The organism is Nocardioides sp. (assembly GCF_047606145.1).
In the GTDB taxonomy this organism is placed as follows: domain Bacteria; phylum Actinomycetota; class Actinomycetes; order Propionibacteriales; family Nocardioidaceae; genus Nocardioides.
In genome coordinates this window covers 1-21,374 of sequence record NZ_JASGET010000154.1, presented here as the reverse complement: position 1 = coordinate 21,374, position 21,374 = coordinate 1, and the positions used below count along the sequence as shown (strand labels likewise).

The window sequence follows — 21,374 nt, the reverse complement described above, 5'->3', positions numbered from 1 at the left end:
CCGGTCCCGGCGGAAACCGATGGTGACCTGGATGTGGCGGGTCGGCGACAATGCGATGGCGAGCGTGCCAAACGGGCCGGATCCGATTGGTCGCGGGGCGCCGATCCCGCAGGATCGGGGGGTGAGCAGTCCGGTCGGCGCCGAGGTGGCGATGATCTGCGACGCCGGCCCCGCGCTGGGCGTCGGCCATGTGATGCGTTGCCTCGCGCTCGCCGAGGAGCTGATCGGCCGCGGGATGGCGGTGACGATGCTCGCCGACCTCGACCGATGTGGCGACCTCGGCTGGGCCGCCGAGGCCGTCGTACGACGCGGGATCGAGCTGCGCGCCGAGCCGGCCGATCCGGCCACCGCGCGCCGGCTCGTCGCCGAGACCTCGCCGAGCGTGGTGGTGGTCGACTCCTATCGCCTGCCGCCGTCGACCTACGCCGAGCTACGGGCGCCGGGCCGGCGACTGCTCGCGGTGGTGGATGGCGATGACGGTGGCGATGACGGCGACGGCGGTCCCGCCCGGCGCGCGGCCGACGTCTACCTCGATCAGAACCTGGGTGCCGAGGCGGAGGACCGGCCTCGCCCGGCCGGCTCGATCCGCCTGGCCGGCCTCGACTACGTGCTGTTGCGCGACGACGTCCGCCGGCACCGACCGGCCGTGCCTCCGGCGGAGGTGGGCACGCCGCCGCGGGTGCTCGCCTTCTTCGGCGGCACCGACGCCGCCGGGGTCGCGCCGCCGGTGACACGCCTGGTCGCGGCGACCGGGGTGCCGTGTGAGCTGACGGTGGTGGTGGCGCGGCCGGAGCTGTCGGCGGCCGCCGAGGAGGTCGTCCCGGCGCCGGGTCAGCGGATCGAGCTCACCGGGCCGGTCGACGATCTGGCCGCCCGGGTGGCGCGGGCGGACGTGGTGATCAGCGCCGCCGGCACGTCCAGCTGGGAGCTGCTCGCCCTGGGCGCGGCGGTGGCCTTCGTCCGGGTGGCCGACAACCAGCGGATCGGCTACCGCAGGCTGCTCGACGCCGGCCTGGGGGTCGGTCTCGGCACGCCCGCGGAGCTGTCCGGTCCCGCTGCCTGCGCCGCGCTGGCCGGTCTGCTCACCGACCCCGGACGTCGGACCGCGTTGCGCCGGGCCGGGTGGCGGGCGGTCGACGGGGACGGTCGGGTCCGGGTGGCCGATGCGCTGGTCGGCGTACCGGACCGGCGACCGGTCCCGGGCCCGGCCTCGGCGTCGGCCGGGAGCCGCCGGTGAGGCCCACCCTCAGCGTGGTGGTGCCGTTCTACGGCGTCGAGCGCTACCTCGCCACCTGCCTGGACTCGCTGGTCGCCCAGTCGCTGACCGACTTCGAGGCCATCCTGGTCGACGACGGCTCACCGGACGGGAGCCTGGCGATCGCGGAGCGGTATGCCGCGGCCGACGACCGGTTCCGCATCGTGCGGCAGGAGAACGCCGGACTCGGGCCGGCCCGCAACACCGGGGCCGAGCAGGCGCGCGGGGAGTACCTCACCTTCGTGGACTCCGATGACGCCGTCCCGCCGCGCGCCTACGAGCGGATGGTGGGCAGCCTGGAGCGCACCGGCTCCGACCTGGCGGCCGGTGACGCACGCCGGTTCAACGACCAGGGCGTGCGCGACTCCTGGGTGCACCGGGTCCCGTTCGCCCGGGAGCGTCTGGCCACCCACGTGCGCGCGTTCAAGCCGCTCGCGCTCGACCGGATGGCGTGGAACAAGGTCTACCGCCGCAGCTTCTTCGAGCAACGGCGGCTGCGCTATCCGGCCGGGCTGTACGAGGACTATCCGGTCACCATCCGCAGCCACGTGCTCGCCACCCAGGTCGACGTGCTGGCGACGCCGGTCTACTACTGGCGCGAGCGCGACGGCGGCGACCTCTCCATCACCCAACGGGTGTGGCAGATCGCGAACCTCCGCGACCGGGTGGACTCCGACCTGGGCGTGCTCGACTTCGTCGCGGCCGAGGCGCCCGAGCTGCTCGGCCAGGTGCAACGACACTTCCTGCAGATCGATCTGCCGGCGGTGGTCGCCGCGCTGCACCGCAACGACGCCGGCGAGCACCCCGAGATCCTGGACCTGGCCCAGCGGCTGCTGGCCTGGATCGACCCCCGCCAGGTCGCCCGGATTGGGCCCTTCGACAGGGTGCAGGCACAGCTGGTCGCCGCCGGCCGGCTGCCCGAGCTCGAACAGCTGGTGGCGCACCGGGCCCGGCACGGCACCGCCGGACCGGTCGTCCGGCGCGGTCGGCTGCGGCCGCGCTACTACCGCGTGCTGCCGTTCCTCGACGATCGCACGGTCGGGGTGCCGCTCGACGTCTTCCGGGTCGACCATCGCCGGCTCGCCCTCGACGCCTGCGTCACCGACGCCCGGTTCGAGGGCAGCGAGTCGGTCATCGAGTGCCGGGTCGGGGTGAGCACCCTCTCGCTGACGGAGGCGCCGGCGGTGCGCGCGCGGCTGTGCGGGCCGGACGGACGCCTGCACCCGGTCGCGGTGTCGCAACGCCCGGGGCCTACCCCGACCCGTCGGATGGTGGAGGTCCGGTTCCCGATCGCCCTCCTCGCCGAGGCAGCGGGGCACTGGACGGTGCAGTTCGAGGTCCGCGCCCAGGGGCTCACCGTCCGCGGGCCCGCGCGGGAGTACGACGGACCCCGGACCCGGTGGACGGAGCAGCACGAGCTGCGGCCGGGCCTGTGGGCCAAGCCGCAGCGGTCGGGCGGCGCCTTCGGCGTGACGGTACGGCGAGCGCCCCACCTGGTCACCGCGGTGGAGCTGGGCGGCGACGGTGACCTGGTGATCACCGGCACCCACGGCGCCGGCGGGACGCCGGTGATGTGGTTCGGCGTGGCCGGCGGGGGCGACAGCGTCGCGGTCGAGCTCGACCGGCCCACGGGAGACGGCCGGTTCCGCGCCCGGGTGAGCGCCCGGGCCTTCGCCGAGCACGGCAGTCACGACCGGCTCACCGAGCGCACCGTGTGGGCCGCCCGACTGGCGATCGGGACCGCGCCGCCGGTGGGGCTGCTGACCCCCACCCGCGTCGGCGCGGTCAGCACCGTGGTCGGGAGCCGCCGGGTCACCCTGCTGCCCGGGGCCGGCGGCAACCTGACCGTGCACGAGGAGTTCGCCCATCCGCTGGTGGACCGGATCGCCTTCGCCGGCGTACGTGCCCGGATCGACGGCCGCGTCGACCGGCAGGGGCCGAGGTGGCAGAGCCTTCGGCTGCGGCGCTACGTCACGCCCGCGGACCCGATCGTCCTCGAGCTGCCGGTGACCTGGACGGGTGATCGGTTCGGTGTCGAGGTCGACCTGTCGGCGCTGGTCAAGGAGCGCGATGCGCTCGAGGTCGAGACCGAGGGCCATGCCCCCACCCCCTGGGACCTGCTCGTTCCGGGGCTGGCCGGGAGTCAGGACGAGCCGGTCCTGCTCGATGTCGCGCTCGCCCATCTGCTGCCCGCACCGGTGGTGGTCGACGGCCGCGAGGTACGGGTGAGCATCGGCCGGATGGCGCGGCTCGGACTGACGGTGGCCGATGGCTGAACCACGCGACACCGGGCCAGGGAGCACCGGGCCAGGGAGCACCGACCCGGTCGGCGAGCTGCTGACGGCGTACGCCGCCGGCCCGGTGCGCCGGGTCGCGGTGGTCGGCAACGCGCCGCTGGCGCCGAGTGCGGCGCGCGCCGACGAGATCGACGCCGCCGACCTGGTGCTGCGCTGCAACAGCTTCGTGCTGGACCGTCCCGGCGAGCCGCGCTGTCAGGGGAGCCGGGTGCATGGGGTGGTCTTCAGCCGTGGCCTGCTGGCGACCGAGTTCTCCTACGCGCGCTACTCCGAGGTCGCCTACCTGGTCACGGAGCCGTCCCGGATCTACGCCCGTCGACCGTTGGCGCGCTACGTCAAGGAGTGGCCGCGCTGGTGGCCCGACGACCTCGGCTACCTGGCGGTGCCGAACCATCGCTTCACCCTGCCGCTGCTCGACGCGTTGGCGGAGCCGTGGCAGGAGCAGGTCTGTGTGCCCACCACCGGGATGATGGCGCTCTGGATCGCACGCACCTGCTTCCCCGACGCGGATCTCTGCTTCGCCGGCTTCTCCATGGTCGATGACCCCGACCAGACCAGCTGGCGGCATCAGGCCGGCGACGTCTCGCCGATCGGCGGCGCCCACCACATCGGCCCCGAGGGGGCCCTCATGCGTAGTTGGATCGACGAGGGGAAGGCACGGTTCTTGCGATGAGACGAGAAGAGACGGCCGACTCCGTGGGCGAGGACGGCGAGCGCCGGGTCCTGCCGGCGGGGTCCGGGCTGAGCCGGCGGCTGCGGGCGACGGCGCGGGGAGGTCGGGACCGGGTACGCCGGGCACTGCGCCGGTGCAGCGGTCGGGAGGCCACCGACCAGATCGTCCGGGTCCGTGCCCGGGTCGACGGGCTCACCGAGCGTGCCCAGGTGAGCGTGCAGCAGTCGGCCAAGGCGGCCCGGGACGCGGAGTTCTCCTCCCGCGAGGTCAATCGGCTGGCGCCGCAGCTGGCGGCGCTGGAGACGAAGGTGGAGCGGCTGCGATTGGCGCTGGACCAGCTCGCGCCGGATGCGGCGACGGACCCGGCCGCGCCAGCTGCGGCGGTGACAGATCCGGCGGCGGATCCGACGGCGCCCGACCCGACCGCACTGAGCCAGGCCCGCGGGCTGGTGGCGACCATCCAGGACGAGCATCGCCGGATCCGGGTGCGGCTCAGCGCGCTCACCCGGTACGAGGAGCGGCTGCGCCGGATCGAGGCCCAGCTCGGGCTGCCGCACGAGTGACCCGGATGACCCGAGTGCTCAGGCGACTGCGCGACGGAGTCGCTCGGCGCCTCGGCCCGAACATTGAGCAGGAGATGGCCCCGGTCGACGCCGCCAGGTGGGTGCCGGCCGCCCGGGCAGCGGGCTGGGAGCCGGATCGCCCCGAACGTCGTCTGCTCCGGCTGCTCGACCGGCTCGCCGGAGACCCCGCGGACCCGGAGCGGCAGCTGCTGGTGGTCGGCGACGACGCGGGCCAGCGGCTGGGGTCACTGGTCGTGCCCGGTCGGTTCCTGCGCGCCGACGCCGGTCCGCGCCGGCTCCGTCAACGCCTCGCCGATCGTCGCTGGCAGGTGATCGTGCTCGATGTCGCCGACCCCGAGCTGCGCCGCCGGCTGGCGATCCCGCTGTCGCTGGCGCTGGCCAAGGGCGGCGTGCTGGTCGTCGGCCGGGTGCGCACCGGCGTGACCAGTCCGGAGCAGAGCACGCTGCGCCACCTCGCCCGGCTGATCGACCGTGGCGTGGGCGAGCAGCCGCCGGCCGACGTACGCCGCCAGGACGTGGCACACCTGCGCGCCGCCTGGCGCGAGGTGGAGCTGATCGGCAACACGCTGGTGATCCACCACGACCTGCACACGTATGTCCGCCTCGACGACCGGGCGACCGAGCGCTGGCTCGACCGCCGGCCGGACCGCGGTGCCGAGGTGGTACGCCGCCCGGCGGCCCGGTTCGAGTCCCGCTCCGTGCTGCGGGAGAGCGACTCGTCGCGGGCCGGCAGCTGGCGGCGACGCTTCGCGGCTCCACCGGCCCGGCTGCGCGAGTACCTCGAGGTGACCTGCCGCCCGGGTGGGGTGCTGCTCAGCGATCCGGTGATCCTGCCGGAGTCGTTCCGCCGGCCGACCCGGCCGCGATCGCAGAACAGGTTCGCCCCGACCATCGCCGACCTGGCCGCGCGACCGCGGCCGCACCCGACCGGGGAGCCGGCGCCGCCGAGCGTGGAGGAGCTCGACGAGCCGCACTTCTACTGGGACTCGGAGTTCCGCGGGCACTTCGGCCACGTGCTCACCGAGATGCTCTCCAGGATGTGGGCCTGGGAGGAGGCCCGGGCGCGGCACCCCGGACTGAGGATCCTGATGGCCACCAGCAGCAACAAGGAACGCGACCTGACCGCCCACGAGCGGGCGCTCCTGCGCACCTTCGGCGTCGGCGAGGACCGGATCACCTTCTGCTACCGGCCGGTTCGCGTCCGGACGCTGCTCGCCGCGACCCCGATGTTCGCCCAGCCCGGCTATCTCCATCCGGAGATCACCGACCTCTGGGACCGGGTCGGTGTGGCGCTGGCGGCCCGTGGGCCGGCCGCCGGTGGGCCGACGACCGGTGGGCCGACGACCGGTGGGCCGACGACCGGTGAGCTGGCGATCGGGCGTGCTCCTCGGCGGATCTTCGTCTCCCGGCGTACCCGCCTGCGGGCCTGCGAGAACGCCGCGGAGGTCGAGGCGCTCTTCGTCGGGCACGGCTTCGAGGTGGTCCATCCCGAGGAGCACCCGTTCGAGGCCCAGGTCGAGCTCTTCCGCCGGGCCGAGGTGATCGCCGGCTACGCCGGCAGCGGTCTGTTCACACTGATGTTCGCCGAGACGCCGAAGCATCTGATCCTGATCTGTCCGGAGACCTACACCGCCCAGAACGAGTGGTTCATCGCCTCCGTCCGGGGACACCGCGTCGACGTGGCGTGGTGTGCGGCACGCGCCACCGGCGAGCGGGACTTCCACGCCACCTACCGGGTGGACTGGACGCGGGAGGGCCGGTTCCTGCGGCAGGTGCTGGCGGAGGTGTCGCGCTGACGCACCGGTGTGCCCGGCCTACCGTGCGGTGCTCCCGGCGGCGCGGCGGATGGCCGAAGCGGCGTGCCGACTCCGGCGTACGACCGACCGCCGGACCTCACGCCACCGAGCCGGTGGCTGGTCGGCCGGCGGCGCGGCGGCCGGTCCGGCCACCTCGGCCGGTTCGGCATCCTCTCGGGTCTGTCGCGCGCGGAGCCGGAGCAGCTCGGCGATCGCCGCCACCGCGACCTGGTTGATCGAGGTCTCGTCGACCTCGTCGGGCGCCATCGCCGCCGGGTCGAGCCGTGGCTCGAGGTCGGCCAGGTCGCCGACGAAGTCGCACTCCAGGGCCCTGAGGCCCTCGATCAATCGGGCCGACTGCTCCCGCACCCAATCGTGGTAGCGAGCCGGTATGCCGAACTTCGTGCGCTCGCCGACCTGCAGCAGCACCGGCTGGATGAACGGCTGCTGCACGTTGAGGCGCCAGGGCTCGCGCAGCACGAACTCGTCGTCGAGTTCGATCGACACCCGGCGGAGCAGCTCTGCCTGGGCGGCACCGAGCGACTCGTTGGCCGCGCTGTCCGGAGTGAGGTAGCGCTCCGGATCAACTTGGAGGACGGAGGCGAACCGTTTCCACAGCAGCGTCGGATCCCCCTTGGAGGCCGGCATCGTGACCACGTGCAGGCGCTCGGGCGGCACCTCCTCGCCCCACCGGCCGAGGATGTTCACCGGGTCGTGGTGGCGCCAGAAGCCGTGCCGGGCGCCGGTCTCGATCTCGGTGAGGAAGTCGGTGAACGGGAGCTTGTGATTGGCCTTCAGGTTCTGTTGCCACGCCGACGGCAGGGCACCGGACAGGGCGCGGCAGGTCACCACCACGTGCACCTCGCACTCGGCGAGCGGTGACAGGGCGGCGCGTATCTGATCGCGGGTGGCCCCGGCGAACATCTCCTTGCTGACCAGTGCCGTCTCCTCGCGCTGGCGGACCTCGTCGACGAACCGGTGCCAGGTCCACGGATTGCTGGGGGTGCGCCACATCCCTCCCCGCACGTCGCCCATCAGGGCGTCGTGATCCCACTTGGAGCGCCCCGGCATCCAGATCCCGTCCTGGCGCAGCAACCGACGTTGGTTGCGCCAGATGATCTTCTCGATGTACGTCGTCCCGGTCTTGGGCGCCCCGACGTGCAGGATCACCTTCTGCGCGCTCACATGTTCCTCTTCCGGTCGATGGCGACCCGGCTCCGGGCCGATGACAGCCGTCCCTGCACCTCGCGCAGCGGCGCGGTGACCCGCCACGAGCGAGACGCGCGCAGGTCGGCCTCCGCCAGCTCGGCGCGCTCGGCCCGACGGATCGCCCGCGCGTGCGCGGCGAGCAGCTCCGCGATGCGCTGGTGTCGCTCGACCAGCGCCGCCACCAGCGGCAGCTGCTGCTCGGCGTGGAGGGCCCATCGGTCGTAGTCGGCTGCCGCGGACCGCTCCGCCGGTGGCCAGGCGGCCAGGTCGTCGGCGAAGATCCGGGCGAGCGCGACCCCGGCCGGCTCGTCGTACACGCCCGGGTGGAACCCGATCGGGTTCTCGTTCTCCCGAGGTACGTCGGTGGCCAGGACGTCCGGGTCGACCCCCTGCGCCACCAGGTGGTCGCGCAGCCGGTCGAGACTCGCCTCGGGTGCCTCGGCCCGGCCGACGTACGTCGGCGCGAAACCGCCCAGCAGGCCGGTCTGGCTTCCCCAGTGCGCATCGTGCGGAGCCCGCTCCGGATCGGTGTCCAGCGCGGCGACGAAGGTTCGGAAGGCGCCCACCAGCCGGTCGGCGTCGCTCACTCCGCGCGGGAACCACGGCGCCGACCCGAACCGCTCCACGAACCGCGGCTCGGCCAGCAGCGCCTTGGACTGCCACGCCGACCACAGCCGCGCCGCGGGGTCGCGCACGATGGTGAACCGCAGCCAGTCCTCGGCGCCGAGGATCTCGGCTCGGCGCTCGGCGCTCAGCTCGTGCCAGCGGTGGCGCGGCGACCATCTGGTCATGTCGTGCACCGCCATCGCCCGGGTCACCTCGGCCTGGGTGGAGCCGGCGAAGTCGTCGGGTCCGAGGCCGGCGAGCCCGGCGAGGGTCCACAGCATCGAGGTGCAACCGGACTTCGGGATCGGCAGGAACGCGACCCGGATCTCGTCGAGCACCACGATCCGGGTCTCGGAGTGACGCCACAGCCGTTCCGCGACGCTCGGGGGCAGGCATCGCGGAACGGTCACAACAGGTCCCACGACAGCGGCGTCCCGGCCGGCACATCGCTGCGGAACGATCGCCCGGCCACCCGGTCGAACTCGGCGGGTGGCAACCCGTCCGCGGGACGCACCGAGCGCACGTTGTCGGCTCCGACCGGTTCGCCGGCGGTGACGTCGCGGGTGACGAACAGCGAGCGACGGAAGCGCAGCCCCTCGGCCTCGACCGCCTTGGGGCCGATCCGGGCCTCACCCAGGGCCTGCCACGCGGTGCGGGTCTCACGGACCAGCGCGGCCAGTTCATCGGGCTCCAGCGAGAACGCGGAGTCCACCCCGCCGTCGCCCCGGTCGAGGGTGAGGTGCTTCTCGATCGCCACCGCGCCGAGCGCGACGGCGGCCACCGCGGCACCGATCCCGGTGGTGTGGTCGGAGAGCCCGACAGCGATGTCCAGGGCACCGCGCAGCACCGGGAGGCCGCGCAGGTTGGTGGACTCCGGCGGGGCCGGGTAGGAGGCGGTGCAGGCCAGCACCAGGATCTGCTCGTTGCCGGTCGCCCGCGCGGTACGGACGGCGGCGTCGATCTCGCCGAGCGTCGCGGTGCCGGTGGAGATGATCATCGGCAGACCGGTCTCGGCGATCCGCCGGATCAGCGGCAGGTCGGTGATCTCCGAGGACGCCGACTTGATCAGCGGTACGCCGAGGCCGGCCAGGAAGTCGACCGCCGTCGGGTCGAAGGCGGCGCTGAAGCCGACCATGCCGAACTCGGCCGCCAGCGCGAAGATCGGCTCGTGCCACTCCCACGGCGTGTGTGCCTCGTCGTACAGCTCATGCAGCCGACGGCCGGGCCACAGCGGATGGTCGGCGGAGAGCCGGAACAGCGGAGAGTCGACGTCGAGGGTGATCGTGTCGGCGGTGTAGGTCTGGATCTTGAGCGCGTGCGCGCCCGCCTCGCCGGCCGCGCGCACGATGTCCAGTGCGCGCTCCAGGTCGCCGTTGTGGTTCCCGGACATCTCCGCGATCACGAACGGTTCGTGGTCGGCGCCGATGGCCTGCGAGCCGACGCTCAACTCCCGCGACGCGGTCACCGCGCTCCTTCCCGTTGCCGGCTGATCGGGACAACCTCGCGCAACGCTCCCCCCACCGGACGGATCCGAGGTGTCTGCTCGGTGAAGCCGAAGCGACGATTCATCGCGCGGACCGCCTCGTTCTCGGCCAGCACCTCGCCGGTGAGCCGCTCGACGCCCAGCCCGTCGGGCGGCTCGGCGAACGCGTAGCCGACCGCCTCGCGCATCACCCCCGTCCAGGCCAGCAGCGCGATGCCGTCGGCGGTGGTCGACTCGTGGTCGAGATAGAACCCCCAGCTGGCCTCCCGGTCGGTGATGTCGCCGAACGTGACCACGCCCAGCGGCCGCTCGGCGTGGCTGAAGATCAGCACCCGCCGGGACGGGTCGCCGCCGGTGCGGGCCCACCAGGCCGCGTGCTCCTCGGCGGAGATGACGTGTTGGGTGAGGCTGGCCAGGCGATTGGCCCGTTGGTTGCGCCAGGCGAGCATCGCGGGCAGGTCGGCGTCGGTGGCCGGTCGCAGCATGGTCCTCCTCGGTCGCTGTCGGTGGCCTGCTGTCCGCTGCCGTTGTGTCGCTCCCGGATGGCCGGTCGGTGTCCGCGCCGCGACGCGGGAGTGGCCGGACGATGGCGGCCTCGTGACGCCTGTGCGAAAGGCCCGATCCGGGGCGAGCGCGGGCCCGGATCGTGGGTAGTGTCCGCGACCATGCAGACCCTCGACCGTGCCGCGATCCGCGACCTGATGGCCCAGGTGCTCAGCGTGCAGGGAGCCGCGTTGCCGGCCGAGGAGGCGGATGCGGTGACCGCGCTCGGTGACATCGGGTTCCGGTCGCTGGACTTCTCCGAGCTCGCCCTGCGGGTCGAGGACGAGATCGGCGGCGAGCTCAACTTCGAGGCGGCCGGGCTGCGTGCCGTCCGCACCGTCGCCGACGTGCTCGACCTGATGGTCGACCTGCAGGCGGCCCCGTGAGTCCTCGCCGCCCCGGTGACGCCGGCGGGAACGCCGTCGTCTTCGCCGGCTCCGGGCGTCGTACGACGTGGGCGGAGCTGAGCCCGGCCGGGCGTGACCTCGTTCCCGACGGCGGTCCGACGGCGTACGGCGTGGTGGGGAACGCCGAGGCGCTGCCGATCGTCCTGGGGCACGCCCGGGCCGGCGCGGAGACCCTGCTGACCACGGCCGGACGGCTCGACGAGACGATGCGTGCCGAGCTGACGGCCGACGGGTTCGCGGTGATGGCGGGCGGCGTACGCACCGAGCCGACGGCGACGCGTCCGGGGGAGCCCGGCCGGCTGTGGCTGCTCACCTCCGGCTCGACCGGGCGACCCAAGCGCATCGGCCACACCCTGGCCTCACTGACCACCGTCACCGCGGGCCGGCCGCCGCAGACCTGGCTGTGTCCGTACCTGCCCGGCTCCTACGCCTGGTGGCAGCTGGTCACCCTCGGCCTCGGCGTCCCCGGCCAGGACCTGGTCATGCTCGACCCCGGCCGGGACGAGTGGACGCCGGCCGCGACCGCGTACGGCGTCACGGCGGTCTCCGGCACGCCGACGTTCTGGCGGCGCGCGCTGATCGGCGAGGGCCCGGCGCTGGCCCGGCTGGGCCTGCGGCAGATCACCCTCGGCGGAGAACCGGTCGACCAGGCGGTGCTCGACGAGCTGCGGGCGGTGTTCCCGGCCGCCCGGATCTCCTGGATCTACGCCTCCTCCGAGGTGGGCGCCTCGATCGTGGTGCACGACGGACGGGCTGGGTTCCCGGCCGGCTGGCTCGACCGCGAGACGCCGGGTCGGCCCCGGCTTCGGATCGTCGGTGGCCCCGAGGGTGGCGAGCTGCTGATCAGCTCGCCACACCATGGGGCCGGCCTGGCCGGCGAGGTGGCCACCGGCGACGCGGTCCGCCGTGAGGGCGATCGGATCCTGATCACCGGGCGGCTCGACCGGGACGAGATCAACGTCGGTGGCGCCAAGGCGTCGGCCGGCCGGGTGCGCGAGGTGCTGCTGAGCCACCCGGACGTCGCCTGGGCGACGGTCCGCGGGCGGCGCGCGCCGCTGGTCGGCAGCGTGGTGGTGGCCGAGGTGGTGGACCGGTCCGGCGGCCTCGACGTCGCCGACCTGACCCGGTGGGCCGCGGGCCGGCTGCCCGACTATGCGGTGCCGCGCCGAATCAGCGTCCTGCCCGCCATCCCGGTCAAGGAGAGCCTGAAGAGCGATGTCTGAGATCCCCGCTCCGATGCCCGAGCAGGTTCGCGGGCAGGTTCGCGGGCAGGTTCGCGGGCAGGTTCGCGGGCAGGTTCCTGGGTCGGGTCCTGGGTCGGGTCCTGCTTCGTCACCCGTGCCGGCCTCGTCGGTGGTCCTCGTCTCCGGCGCCTCGCGCGGTCTCGGCCTGGCGATCGCCGCCGACCTGATCGGCCGCGGCGTCAAGGTCGCGGCGTTCGCCCGCCGCCTCTCCCCGGACCTGGCCGAACTCGCCGCTCGGCATCCCGGCGCGGCGCACGTGGGTGCGGTCGACATCACCGACGAGGCCGCCGTCAGGGTCTTCGTGGGCCAGGTCGAGGAGCGGCTCGGCGTGGTCGACGGGCTGGTCAACAACGCCGCCATCGGCCAGGACTCGCTGCACGTGCACACCTCGCCGGACCGGATCGACCAGATCATCGAGACCAACCTGACCGCCCCGTTGGTGCTCACCCGGCACGTCGTACGCCGGCTGCTCGGCCGGGGCCGGCGTGGTCGAGTGGTCAACGTGACCTCGATCTGCGGCCAGCGCGGCTATCCGGGGCTGGTCGCCTACTCCGCCACCAAGGGCGGTCTCGACGCCGCGACCCGGTCCCTGGCGCGCGAGCTCGGCGGACGGGTGCTGGTCAACGCCGTCGCGCCGGGCTTCTTCGCCTCACAGATGTCTGCGGTGCTCGGCTCCACCCAGCTCGACTCGATCATCAGGCGTACGCCGTCCGGGCGGCTGACCACCGCCGCCGACGTACTCCCGGTGGTGGCGATGCTGCTCCTGGAGCAGACCAACCTCAACGGCCAGTCGATCGTGATCGACGGTGGCGGCGCCAGCTGAGCCGGTGCTCCCGGTGGCCGGCTCGTCGGTGCCACCGGTGGCCGGCTCGCTGCTCCTCGGCTCGGTCGCCGAGCTCGCCGGCTTCGCGGCGCGCAGCCACCTCGGCGACGGCCGGGTCGTCGCCTGGGCGGGACCGTACGAGACCCCGGTGGCCCTCGACGCCGAGATCGACCGGCCGGTCCCGTCGGCCCTCGCGGCACGCTTCGGGACCGCCGGGTTCTGGACGAGGTGGACCCGTACCGAGTGCCTCGCCAAGCTGACCGGTACCCCGATGCAACTGCTGGTCCGTGCCGGCCTCGTCGGTGCCTCAGGCGGTGCAAGCGGTGCAAGCGGTGCTGCTGGTGCTGCTGGTGCTGCCGGTGCTGCCGGTGCAGGCGGTGCTGGCTCCGACTGTCACCTCCCGGGCCTGGACCTGTGCACCGTCGTCCTGGGCTCGGGCCCGGTCGTCGTCTCTGTGGGTCGCCTCTTCGGCACGCCCGCCGACGGTTCCGGTCGCTGGCTGGGTCGTCGGCTGGGGGGTAACACGTTGTCCGCCTAGGTAGCAGCGTGTCGCAACATGCTGCTACCTAGGTGGACAACGTGTTACCCGACGCGGACAACGTGTTCCCCCCCAGCCAACGACAGGATCCGCCGGCCGCACGGCCAGAGCTCCGGCCCGCCCAGCAGCCGGGTCAGATGGCCGGTTTACGACGGGTGATGATGTACGGCGCCAGGTCCGCGATCGAGACTCCGTAGCGCCGGTTCGTCGCCTCGATCTCGCGTCGCAGGCGAGTCTTCGCGGCCTCGCGGCCAGGTCCCCAGACGTCCGCCCAGCCGACTCGGGACATGCCGAGGTGGAAACCGCGCAGGAAGTCCTCACGCACCTTCTCGTCGTACACCACCTGCTCTGCGGAGACCGGCGCGAGTCCGCCGAACTCGGAGCTCCGGTACTTGACGCGACCGTCGAACTCGATCAGATGGCGCCCGACTCGCATGTCGGCCCATGCGGTGCGGCGGCCATCGCTCAGCCCGAATTGAGTGTGGACGGTGTAGCCCATCTCGGTCAGAAGAACACGCCCGAGAGTCTCCCCGACGCTCTCGGAGTCGGCTACAGAGAGCTCGACCGCATCGATGGCGGCTCGCCGGTCCGGCCAGAACCGCATCCCTTCGATCACGGCCTGCAGTTCGTCCTTGCCGACCCCGATCGCCCGCACGCGATCCACTGCCACGAGGCCGTACGGCTCGCCGTACTCACGGGCGATGTCGACCGCGGTCCGCGCCATGCCGAGCACCTCGAACCGGCCGGCTTCGACCACGTCGTCCTTCGAGTACGGCGCGAGATGGTGTTTGATCCCGAAGGTGTTGTGTGTCCCGACGCAAGGGCGGGTCACGTGGGTCATCGGCTTCGGCGGTAGCAGGATGGCGATTCCCAGCTCCAGCGCGGCGGTCGTGTGGCTGCGAACGAACGGGACACGGATTCTGAGGCAGGCCGCCCGATCTCGGATGAGCTGCTTGGCGCCGGGCGTTGTCACGCTCGCAAGCAGTCCGGCCTCGGCGTACACACCTCGGCGTACGGCGACCCAGGTCCCCTTGCGCACCAATCGGTCGATCTCGGATCCGCTCATGCCGGCATCGACCGCTTGCTCGCGGGTGATCAATCCCTGGTTGGTGGCCATGATGGCGCGTACGCGACCTCGCATGCGCTCACGGTCCATGGAACCGTGACGTCTCGTTCGTACGCGCCGCGTGGCTGTGCATATCCGCGTCACGAATGGCCGCTGTGCACGATTCTCGGCCGGAATTCATGCGGCATCGGGTCGGTCGCGCCGGCGACGCCTGCGGTGGGTAACACGTTGTCCGCCTAGGTAGCAGCGTGTCGCAACATGCTGCTACCTAGGCAAACGACGTGTTACCCACCGCGGACAACGTGTTACCCCCCGGTCCCGGCAGCACTACCCCAGCCACCCCCAGCCGCCCCCACCCGGGGCCTGTGACCGGAGCCACAGGCCCCGGCGGTTTCGGCACCGGCGCCGCTCGACGTACCGTGGACACGCTCGGTCGCACGACCGAACGCAGGCACAACGTCCGGTACCCGAGCCGGCTCCGCGAGGAGTGGTCGGCGGGACTGGAACGAAAGGTCAGCAACCATGGACCAGACCCCCATGCGGGTTGGTGTCGTCGGCGCGGGTCGCGTCGGCGCCGTACTGGCGGCGGCGCTTCGAGCCGCCGGACACGAGATCGTCGCCGTCGCCGGCGAGTCGGACGCCTCCCGGGAGCGGGCGGCGGCGCTTCTCCCCGGCGTCCGGATGGACAAGCCCACCGCGGTCGCCCGGGCCAGCGACGTGCTGCTGCTCACCGTCCCCGACGACATGCTCGGCAACGTGGTCACCACGATGGCCGACGCCGGCGCCATCGGTGCGGGGCAGTACGTCGTGCACACCTCCGGCCGGCACGGCCTGGCGGTGCTCGAGCCCGCCCGCCGCGTCGGCGCCCGGGTGATAGCGCTGCATCCGGCGATGACCTTCACCGGCACGGCGGTCGACCTCGACCGGCTCGGCGGCTGTGTCGTCGGCCTGACCGCGGCCACCCCCGCCGACCGCGCCTTCGCCGAGCGCGTCGCCGCCGACCTCGGCGGCCGGCCGATGTGGGTTCCCGAGGAGATGCGCACCCTCTACCACGCCGGTCTCGCGCACGGGGCCAACCACCTGGTCACGCTGGTCGCCGAGGCGATGGAGGTCCTCGCTGCCGCCGGTGCCACCGACCCGGCCGGCACGCTGCGCCCGCTGCTCGGTGCCGCCCTCGACAACGCGCTCGCCGCCGGTGACGACGCCCTGACCGGCCCGATCGTGCGAGGCGATGCCGGCACCGTCGCCGCCCACCTGGAGGACATCGCCGCCAACGCGCCGCAGACGCTGCCGTCGTACGTCGCGATGGCCCGGGCCACCCTGACCAGGGTCGTCGCCGACGGCCGGGTGCTGCCGATCAGGGCGGCCAAGATCGAGCGGCTCCTCGACCGGGCGGAGCACGCCGCCACCGCCACTTCGCGCCACACCGAGACGACGAGGACAGCAGGGACGACGAGGACCGCGAAGACCGCGGAGGCTCCGTGACCGACCGAGCGGGTCGGCCGGCCGTCGCCGCGACCCGGGCGGAGCTCGCCGGTCTGCTCAGCGGGTGGCGCGGGCGTGGGGGGACCGGGCAGCGACAGGTTGCGCTGGTGCCCACCATGGGCGCGCTGCACGAGGGCCACGGCAGCCTGATCCGGCTCGCCCGCGAGCGGGTCGGTGACGGCGCGGTGGTCGTCTCGATCTTCGTCAACCCGATGCAGTTCGGCGCCGGCGAGGACTTCGACCGCTACCCTCGCACCCTTGCCGACGACCTCGCGGTGTGTGCCCGCGAGGGCGTGGACGTCGTCTTCGCGCCGGACCTCGCCGAGGTCTATCCCGGCGGCGAGCCCCAGGTCCGGATCGACCCCGGCCCGCGCGCCGACACCCTGGAGGGCCGCGCCCGCCCCGGACACTTCGCCGGGGTGCTCACGGTGGTCGCCAAGCTGTTCGGCCTGGTCCGCCCGGATGTCGCCGTCTTCGGCGAGAAGGACTACCAGCAGCTCGCCCTGGTCACCCAGCTGGCCACCGACCTCTGTCTCGGTGTCGAGGTGGTCGGTGCCCCGACCCGGCGCGAGCGCGACGGCCTGGCCCTCTCCAGCCGCAACCGGTATCTGGACCCGGAGCAACGCGCCGCCGCGACCGCGCTCAGCCGTGCCCTGTACGCCGCCCAGGCCGAGGCCCGCTACGGGGTCGATGCGGCCCTGGAGGAGGCCCGGGCCGAGCTGCGCACCGCGCACGGCGTCGACCTGGACTACCTGGTGATCACCGACCCGGCGCTCGGCGAGCTGCCGGACGTCGTCCCGCCCGGGACGCCGGCGCGGATCCTGATCGCCGCCCGGCTGGGCGACACCAGGCTGATCGACAACATGGCGCTGGTGATCGGCTGATGGCGTTGCGCACCATGATGACCGGCAAGATCCATCGCGCCACCGTCACCCAGGCCGACCTCCACTATGTCGGCTCGGTGACCGTCGACGAGGACCTCCTCGACGCCGCCGACATCCTGCCCGGCGAGCTCGTCTCCATCGTGGACATCACCAACGGCGCACGGCTGGAGACCTACACCATCGCCGGTCGACGCGGCTCCGGGGTGCTCGGCATCAACGGCGCGGCCGCGCACCTGGTCCACCCCGGCGACCTGGTGATCCTCATCGCCTACCAGCAGATGACGACCGGCGAGGCCCGTGAGCTGCGGCCGCACGTGGTGCACGTGGACGCGGAGAACCGCGTCGTCGGCGCCAGCGCCGATGCGGCCGAGCCGCCGCCGGAGGCTGGACTGCGGCGCGGCGACGCGCTCGGCGAGCAGTAGCCTGCGCTGGTGGATCTCGATGGACCCCGGCTCCCCAGCCGACTGAGCGCCCCCGAGCCGGGCTGGACCGAGACGGCCGACGTGGTGGTCGTCGGCTCCGGCATCGCCGGGCTGACCGCGGCGCTGCGGCTGCGCGGCGCACGCCCGGGCGACGGTACGACGCCCGGCCCGGTCGGCCGGATCGTGGTGGTCACCAAGGACGTGCTCGCCGCCGGATCCACGCAGTGGGCACAGGGCGGCATCGCCGCCGCGCTCGGGCCGGGCGACACCCCGGCACAGCACGAGATCGACACGCTGGTCGCGGGGGCCGGTGCCTGCGACGCGGAGGCGGTCCACGTGCTGGTCAGCGAGGGCCCCGACGCGGTGCGCGAGCTGATCGCGCTCGGCACGCGGTTCGACCACGACCCCGACGGCGAGCTGTCGCTGACCCGCGAGGGCGGACATCATCGCGACCGGATCGCCCACGCCGGCGGTGACGCCACCGGCGCCGAGATCCAGCGCGCCCTGATCGCGGCGGTGCGCCGGGCACCCGAGATCGATCTGGTCGAGCACGCCCTGGTGGTCGATCTGGCGCTCGACGCGGCCGGTGCCACCGCTGGGGTCAGCGTGCACGTGATGGGGGAGGGCCAGCGAGACGGGGTCGGCCTGATCCGTGCCCGCGCGGTGGTGCTCGCCTCGGGCGGTCTCGGCCAGATCTTCTCCCAGACGACCAATCCGGCGGTCTCCACCGCCGACGGGATGGCGGCGGCGCTGCGCGCCGGTGCCCGGCTGCGCGATCTGGAGTTCGTCCAGTTCCACCCCACGGTGATGTATCTCGGCCCCGACTCCCGTGGGCAGCAGCCGCTGATCTCCGAGGCGGTCCGCGGTGAGGGGGCGGTGCTGCTCGACTGGGAGGGCGAGCGGCTGATGGACGGCGTACACGAGCTCGCCGACCTGGCCCCGCGCGACGTGGTCTCCAAGACCATCATGAAGCGGATGCTGGAGACCGGCCGGCCGCACATGTGGCTCGATGCCCGGCACCTCGGGGTTCCCGCCGGCCGGTCGGGGCTGGCCAGCGACGAGCCCGACGCCCCACAGGCCGGCGCGTTCTGGCGCACCCGGTTCCCCACCATCTACGCCGCGCTGCGATCGCACGGGCTGGACCCGGTGCACGACCTCATCCCGGTCGCGCCGGCCTGCCACTACGCCTCCGGCGGCGTCCACACCGATCTGTACGGGCGTACCGGGGTGGCTGGCCTCTACGCCACCGGGGAGGTCGCCTGCTCCGGGGTGCACGGTGCCAACCGACTCGCCTCCAACTCGTTGCTGGAGGGTCTGGTCTTCTCCCGCCGCATCGCCGAGGTGTTGCCCGCCGAGCTGTCCGCCGAGCTCCCCGAGCCCGTCCCCGACGACCGTCCCGCCGGTCTGGTGGCCGGCGGCCGGCTCGGCGAACTGCAGGAGACGATGACCGCCCACGTCGGCGTGCTGCGCTCCGCCGTGGGACTGGCCGAGGCGGCGACCCGGCTGGGCAAGCTCGCCGCCGACCGATCCGACGAGGTCGACCTGGCCTCCTGGGAGGCGACGAACCTGCTGACGGTGGCCACCGCACTCACCGCCGCGGCCATCCGGCGCGAGGAGACCAGGGGCTCGCACTGGCGCGAGGACTTCCCCGACCGCGACGACCGCCGCCAGGCCGGCCACACCGAGGTGCGGCTCGCCGACGGTCTGCTCGATCTCGACTTCCATCCCGCGCCCGCCACCGACGAGAGGCTGCCATGATCCCGGCACGTCCCCGGCTCGATGAGATTCCCGCCGACCTGGTCGCCGAGCTGCGCGCCGCCGGCCTGGTGGTCGAGGACCTGTACGACGAGGTGGCCCGGGCCATCGACGAGGACCTTCCGGGCGTCGATGTCACCAGCGTGGCCACCATCCCGGCGGGCAGCACCGGCGTCGGCGTGTTCGCCGCCCGGGAGCCGGGGGTGGTGGCCGGGCTCGGCCTGGCCGAACTGGTCTTCCGCTACGTGCTCGGCGACGGGGTCTCGGTCACCGACCGGCTCCCGGACGGCAGCAGGGTCCGTCCGGGGGAGGAGGTGCTGCAGCTCGCCGGGCCGACCCGGGGCCTGCTCACCGCCGAGCGCACCGCGCTCAACTACGCCAGCCACCTCTCCGGGATCGCCACCGCCACCGCGACCTGGGTGGATGCCCTGGCCGGCACCGGAGCGGTGGTGCTCGACACCCGCAAGACGCTGCCGGGGTACCGCGCGCTGCAGAAGTACGCGGTGCGCTGCGGGGGCGGGTGCAACCACCGCTTCTCTCTCTCCGACATGGCGCTGGTCAAGGACAACCACGTGGTCGCGGCCGGTGGCGTGGTGCCGGCCTACCGGGCGGTGCGGGCGGCGTACCCGGATCTGGAGGTGGAGGTGGAGGTCGACGACCTCGACGAGTTGCGCGAGCTGTTGGCCGCCGGCTGCGAGCGGATCATGCTGGACAACATGACCATCGACCAGTTGCGCGCAGCGGTGGCGATCACCGCCGGCCGGGCCACCCTGGAGGCCTCCGGCGGGCTCACCATCGAGCGCGCTCGCGAGGTCGCCGAGACCGGGGTGGACTTCATCTCCTCGGGTGCGCTGACCCACTCGGTGCGGGTCTTCGACCTCGGCCTGGATCTGCGGGAGGGCTGAGGATGCCTCTGCTCGCGGTCGACATCGGCAACAGCCACACCATCCTCGGTCTGATCGAGGACGGCGAGGTGAACGCCCAGTGGCGGGTGATGACCGACGAGCGCCGTACCTACGACGAGTGGCCGGTGCTGTTGCGCGGGCTGCTCGGCGGCCATGGGGACGAGCTCGACGGGGTGGTCGTGTGCGCCACCGTCCCGGCGGTGCTGCACGAGTGGCGCGAGATGCTCGCCCGGCACCTGGCGCACCTGCCCAGCGTGGTGGTCGAGCCCGGCATCCGCACCGGCGTGCCGATCCTGACCGACAACCCACGCGAGGTCGGCACCGACCGGATCGCCAACGCGCTCGCCGCCAGCACCCGGTACGGCGGCCCGGCGATCGTCGTCGACTTCGGCGGCACCGCCACCACGTTCGACGTCGTCGCCGCCAACGGCGCCTACATCGGTGGCGCGATCGCCCCGGGCATCGAGGTGTCGTTGGAGGCGCTCGGTCGTCGCGGCGCACAGCTGCGCAAGGTCGAGCTGGTCAGGCCGCGCACGGTCATCGCCAAGAACACCGTCGAGGCGGTGCAGTCCGGGATGATCTTCGGCGTGGCCGCCCAGGTCGAGGGCCTGGTCGCCCGGATGACCGCTGCGCTCGGCACCGGCGCGGATGAGACCCGGGTGATCTCCACCGGTTATCTCGCCGAGGTGGTGCTCACCGAGTGCACCTGTTTCACCGATCATGCGCCGTGGCTGACCCTGCAGGGGCTGGAGCTGATATTCCGGCGGAATTCCACCGGTCGTTAGGGTGCACCCGGATGCGCCGTGGCGGTGATCCGCGGACGATCTGGTGATCTGGCGGTGGTCCGGCGGTGATCTGATATCGCCACACGCTTGAAGGGCATTTCAATCACCGGTTCCGTCATGGCATGATCTGTGGTGCGGGGGAGTTCTGCCCCCATACATTCACCAGTGACGAAGGAATGTGTCATGGCCCAGAAAGTCCAGATCATTCTTGAGGACGACCTCGACGGTTCTCCGGCCACCGAGACCGTCACCTTCGGCCTCGACGGGACGACGTACGAGATCGATCTCAATGACGAGAATGCCACCCGGCTGCGCGACGCGTTCGCGCTTTATGTGGGCCACGCCCGCAAGCTGACCGGTCGTCGTGGGGCCGGTCGGCGGGGAGCCGCGGCGGCCGTGGCCGGCGGGGCGAGCGCCAAGGAGATCCGCGAATGGGCTCGCTCGGTCGGCCGGGACGTCCCCGAGCGCGGCCGGATCCCGGCCGAGGTGCGTGCCGAGTACGAGGCCACCCACTGATCGCTGCGATCGCTGCTGTCGCGGGGGGGGGGGGAGTGGAAAGAGAGGGGGCGGCGCCGCGCGGGGCCCGGGGGGGGGGCGCGGGCGGCGGGGGGCGG

Annotated in this window: 21 protein-coding genes; 16 read left to right on the top strand and 5 right to left on the bottom strand. The window is 73.1% G+C overall.

The window, feature by feature from the left end:
* The first annotated feature begins 121 nt into the window (after positions 1 to 121).
* From QM638_RS21070 to QM638_RS21050, 5 genes are read left to right on the top strand one after another with little or no spacing between them, the layout of a single operon-like run.
* Positions 122 to 1,237 (top strand): PseG/SpsG family protein, encoded by a 1,116-nt coding sequence (locus QM638_RS21070; protein WP_415145297.1) that lies wholly within the window; start codon positions 122 to 124, stop codon positions 1,235 to 1,237.
* Positions 1,234 to 3,531 (top strand): glycosyltransferase, encoded by a 2,298-nt coding sequence (locus tag QM638_RS21065; RefSeq protein ID WP_415145295.1) that lies wholly within the window; start codon positions 1,234 to 1,236, stop codon positions 3,529 to 3,531. Before QM638_RS21070 ends, QM638_RS21065 begins: the two co-directional genes overlap by 4 nt.
* Positions 3,524 to 4,225 (top strand): hypothetical protein, encoded by a 702-nt coding sequence (locus tag QM638_RS21060; protein ID WP_415145293.1) that lies wholly within the window; start codon positions 3,524 to 3,526, stop codon positions 4,223 to 4,225. The genes QM638_RS21065 and QM638_RS21060 overlap by 8 nt, the downstream gene beginning before the upstream one ends.
* A complete protein-coding gene (locus QM638_RS21055) occupies positions 4,222 to 4,788 on the top strand; it encodes a hypothetical protein (RefSeq protein ID WP_415145291.1) in 567 nt (188 codons plus the stop codon). Before QM638_RS21060 ends, QM638_RS21055 begins: the two co-directional genes overlap by 4 nt.
* Positions 4,789 to 4,793: 5 nt before the next feature.
* Entirely contained in the window at positions 4,794 to 6,605 is a 1,812-nt protein-coding gene (locus QM638_RS21050; protein ID WP_415145289.1) for a glycosyltransferase 61 family protein, read from the top strand.
* Between the two features lie 18 nt (positions 6,606 to 6,623).
* On the opposite strand, the gene QM638_RS21045 is transcribed toward QM638_RS21050, so the two are convergent.
* Genes QM638_RS21045 through QM638_RS21030 form a run of 4 tightly spaced genes read right to left on the bottom strand, consistent with a single transcriptional unit; the run spans position 6,624 to position 10,388 of the window.
* Positions 6,624 to 7,790: a hypothetical protein gene (locus tag QM638_RS21045; RefSeq protein WP_415145287.1), complete on the bottom strand. Its 1,167-nt coding sequence runs from the start codon at positions 7,788 to 7,790 to the stop codon at positions 6,624 to 6,626.
* Positions 7,787 to 8,830, bottom strand: coding sequence for a sulfotransferase family 2 domain-containing protein (locus tag QM638_RS21040; RefSeq protein WP_415145285.1), 1,044 nt, complete (start codon positions 8,828 to 8,830; stop codon positions 7,787 to 7,789). Before QM638_RS21040 ends, QM638_RS21045 begins: the two co-directional genes overlap by 4 nt.
* On the bottom strand, positions 8,827 to 9,885 hold the full coding sequence (pseI, locus tag QM638_RS21035; protein ID WP_415145283.1) for a pseudaminic acid synthase: 1,059 nt from the start codon (positions 9,883 to 9,885) through the stop codon (positions 8,827 to 8,829). Before pseI ends, QM638_RS21040 begins: the two co-directional genes overlap by 4 nt.
* The gene (locus tag QM638_RS21030; RefSeq protein ID WP_415145281.1) at positions 9,882 to 10,388 is read right to left on the bottom strand and encodes a GNAT family N-acetyltransferase; all 507 of its coding nucleotides are present in this window, start codon (positions 10,386 to 10,388) and stop codon (positions 9,882 to 9,884) included. The genes pseI and QM638_RS21030 overlap by 4 nt, the downstream gene beginning before the upstream one ends.
* Before the next feature lie 180 nt (positions 10,389 to 10,568).
* Between QM638_RS21030 and QM638_RS21025 the strand changes: the two genes are divergently transcribed.
* The 4 genes from QM638_RS21025 to QM638_RS21010 all read left to right on the top strand — a co-directional run bounded on the left by QM638_RS21025 (position 10,569) and on the right by QM638_RS21010 (position 13,458).
* Complete coding sequence (locus QM638_RS21025; protein WP_415145279.1) at positions 10,569 to 10,832, top strand: acyl carrier protein; 264 nt, start codon at positions 10,569 to 10,571, stop codon at positions 10,830 to 10,832.
* Positions 10,829 to 12,076: an AMP-binding protein gene (locus QM638_RS21020; RefSeq protein WP_415145277.1), complete on the top strand. Its 1,248-nt coding sequence runs from the start codon at positions 10,829 to 10,831 to the stop codon at positions 12,074 to 12,076. Before QM638_RS21025 ends, QM638_RS21020 begins: the two co-directional genes overlap by 4 nt.
* A 115-nt stretch (positions 12,077 to 12,191) precedes the next feature.
* Positions 12,192 to 12,920, top strand: a complete 729-nt coding sequence (locus QM638_RS21015; protein WP_415145275.1) for an SDR family NAD(P)-dependent oxidoreductase — start codon at positions 12,192 to 12,194, stop codon at positions 12,918 to 12,920.
* Complete coding sequence (locus QM638_RS21010; protein WP_415145273.1) at positions 12,904 to 13,458, top strand: hypothetical protein; 555 nt, start codon at positions 12,904 to 12,906, stop codon at positions 13,456 to 13,458. Before QM638_RS21015 ends, QM638_RS21010 begins: the two co-directional genes overlap by 17 nt.
* A gap of 133 nt (positions 13,459 to 13,591) precedes the next feature.
* Here the strand turns inward: QM638_RS21010 and QM638_RS21005 are convergent, their stop codons facing one another.
* Positions 13,592 to 14,599 (bottom strand): type IV toxin-antitoxin system AbiEi family antitoxin domain-containing protein, encoded by a 1,008-nt coding sequence (locus QM638_RS21005; RefSeq protein ID WP_415145271.1) that lies wholly within the window; start codon positions 14,597 to 14,599, stop codon positions 13,592 to 13,594.
* Positions 14,600 to 15,046: 447 nt separating this feature from the next.
* Here QM638_RS21005 and QM638_RS21000 point away from each other — a divergent pair, with 447 nt between their 5' ends.
* From QM638_RS21000 to QM638_RS20970, 7 genes are all read left to right on the top strand, one after another.
* Positions 15,047 to 16,009, top strand: coding sequence for a Rossmann-like and DUF2520 domain-containing protein (locus QM638_RS21000; protein ID WP_415145269.1), 963 nt, complete (start codon positions 15,047 to 15,049; stop codon positions 16,007 to 16,009).
* A complete protein-coding gene (gene panC, locus QM638_RS20995; protein WP_415145267.1) occupies positions 16,006 to 16,893 on the top strand; it encodes a pantoate--beta-alanine ligase in 888 nt (295 codons plus the stop codon). The genes QM638_RS21000 and panC overlap by 4 nt, the downstream gene beginning before the upstream one ends.
* On the top strand, positions 16,893 to 17,315 hold the full coding sequence (gene panD / locus QM638_RS20990) for an aspartate 1-decarboxylase (protein ID WP_415145265.1): 423 nt from the start codon (positions 16,893 to 16,895) through the stop codon (positions 17,313 to 17,315). The genes panC and panD overlap by 1 nt, the downstream gene beginning before the upstream one ends.
* A gap of 9 nt (positions 17,316 to 17,324) precedes the next feature.
* Positions 17,325 to 19,073 (top strand): L-aspartate oxidase, encoded by a 1,749-nt coding sequence (locus QM638_RS20985; protein WP_415145263.1) that lies wholly within the window; start codon positions 17,325 to 17,327, stop codon positions 19,071 to 19,073.
* The gene (gene nadC / locus QM638_RS20980; RefSeq protein WP_415145261.1) at positions 19,070 to 19,975 is read left to right on the top strand and encodes a carboxylating nicotinate-nucleotide diphosphorylase; all 906 of its coding nucleotides are present in this window, start codon (positions 19,070 to 19,072) and stop codon (positions 19,973 to 19,975) included. The genes QM638_RS20985 and nadC overlap by 4 nt, the downstream gene beginning before the upstream one ends.
* Before the next feature lie 2 nt (positions 19,976 to 19,977).
* On the top strand, positions 19,978 to 20,760 hold the full coding sequence (locus tag QM638_RS20975) for a type III pantothenate kinase (protein WP_415145259.1): 783 nt from the start codon (positions 19,978 to 19,980) through the stop codon (positions 20,758 to 20,760).
* A 183-nt stretch (positions 20,761 to 20,943) separates the two neighbouring features.
* Positions 20,944 to 21,276 (top strand): histone-like nucleoid-structuring protein Lsr2, encoded by a 333-nt coding sequence (locus tag QM638_RS20970; protein ID WP_415145257.1) that lies wholly within the window; start codon positions 20,944 to 20,946, stop codon positions 21,274 to 21,276.
* Positions 21,277 to 21,374 lie beyond the last annotated feature (98 nt).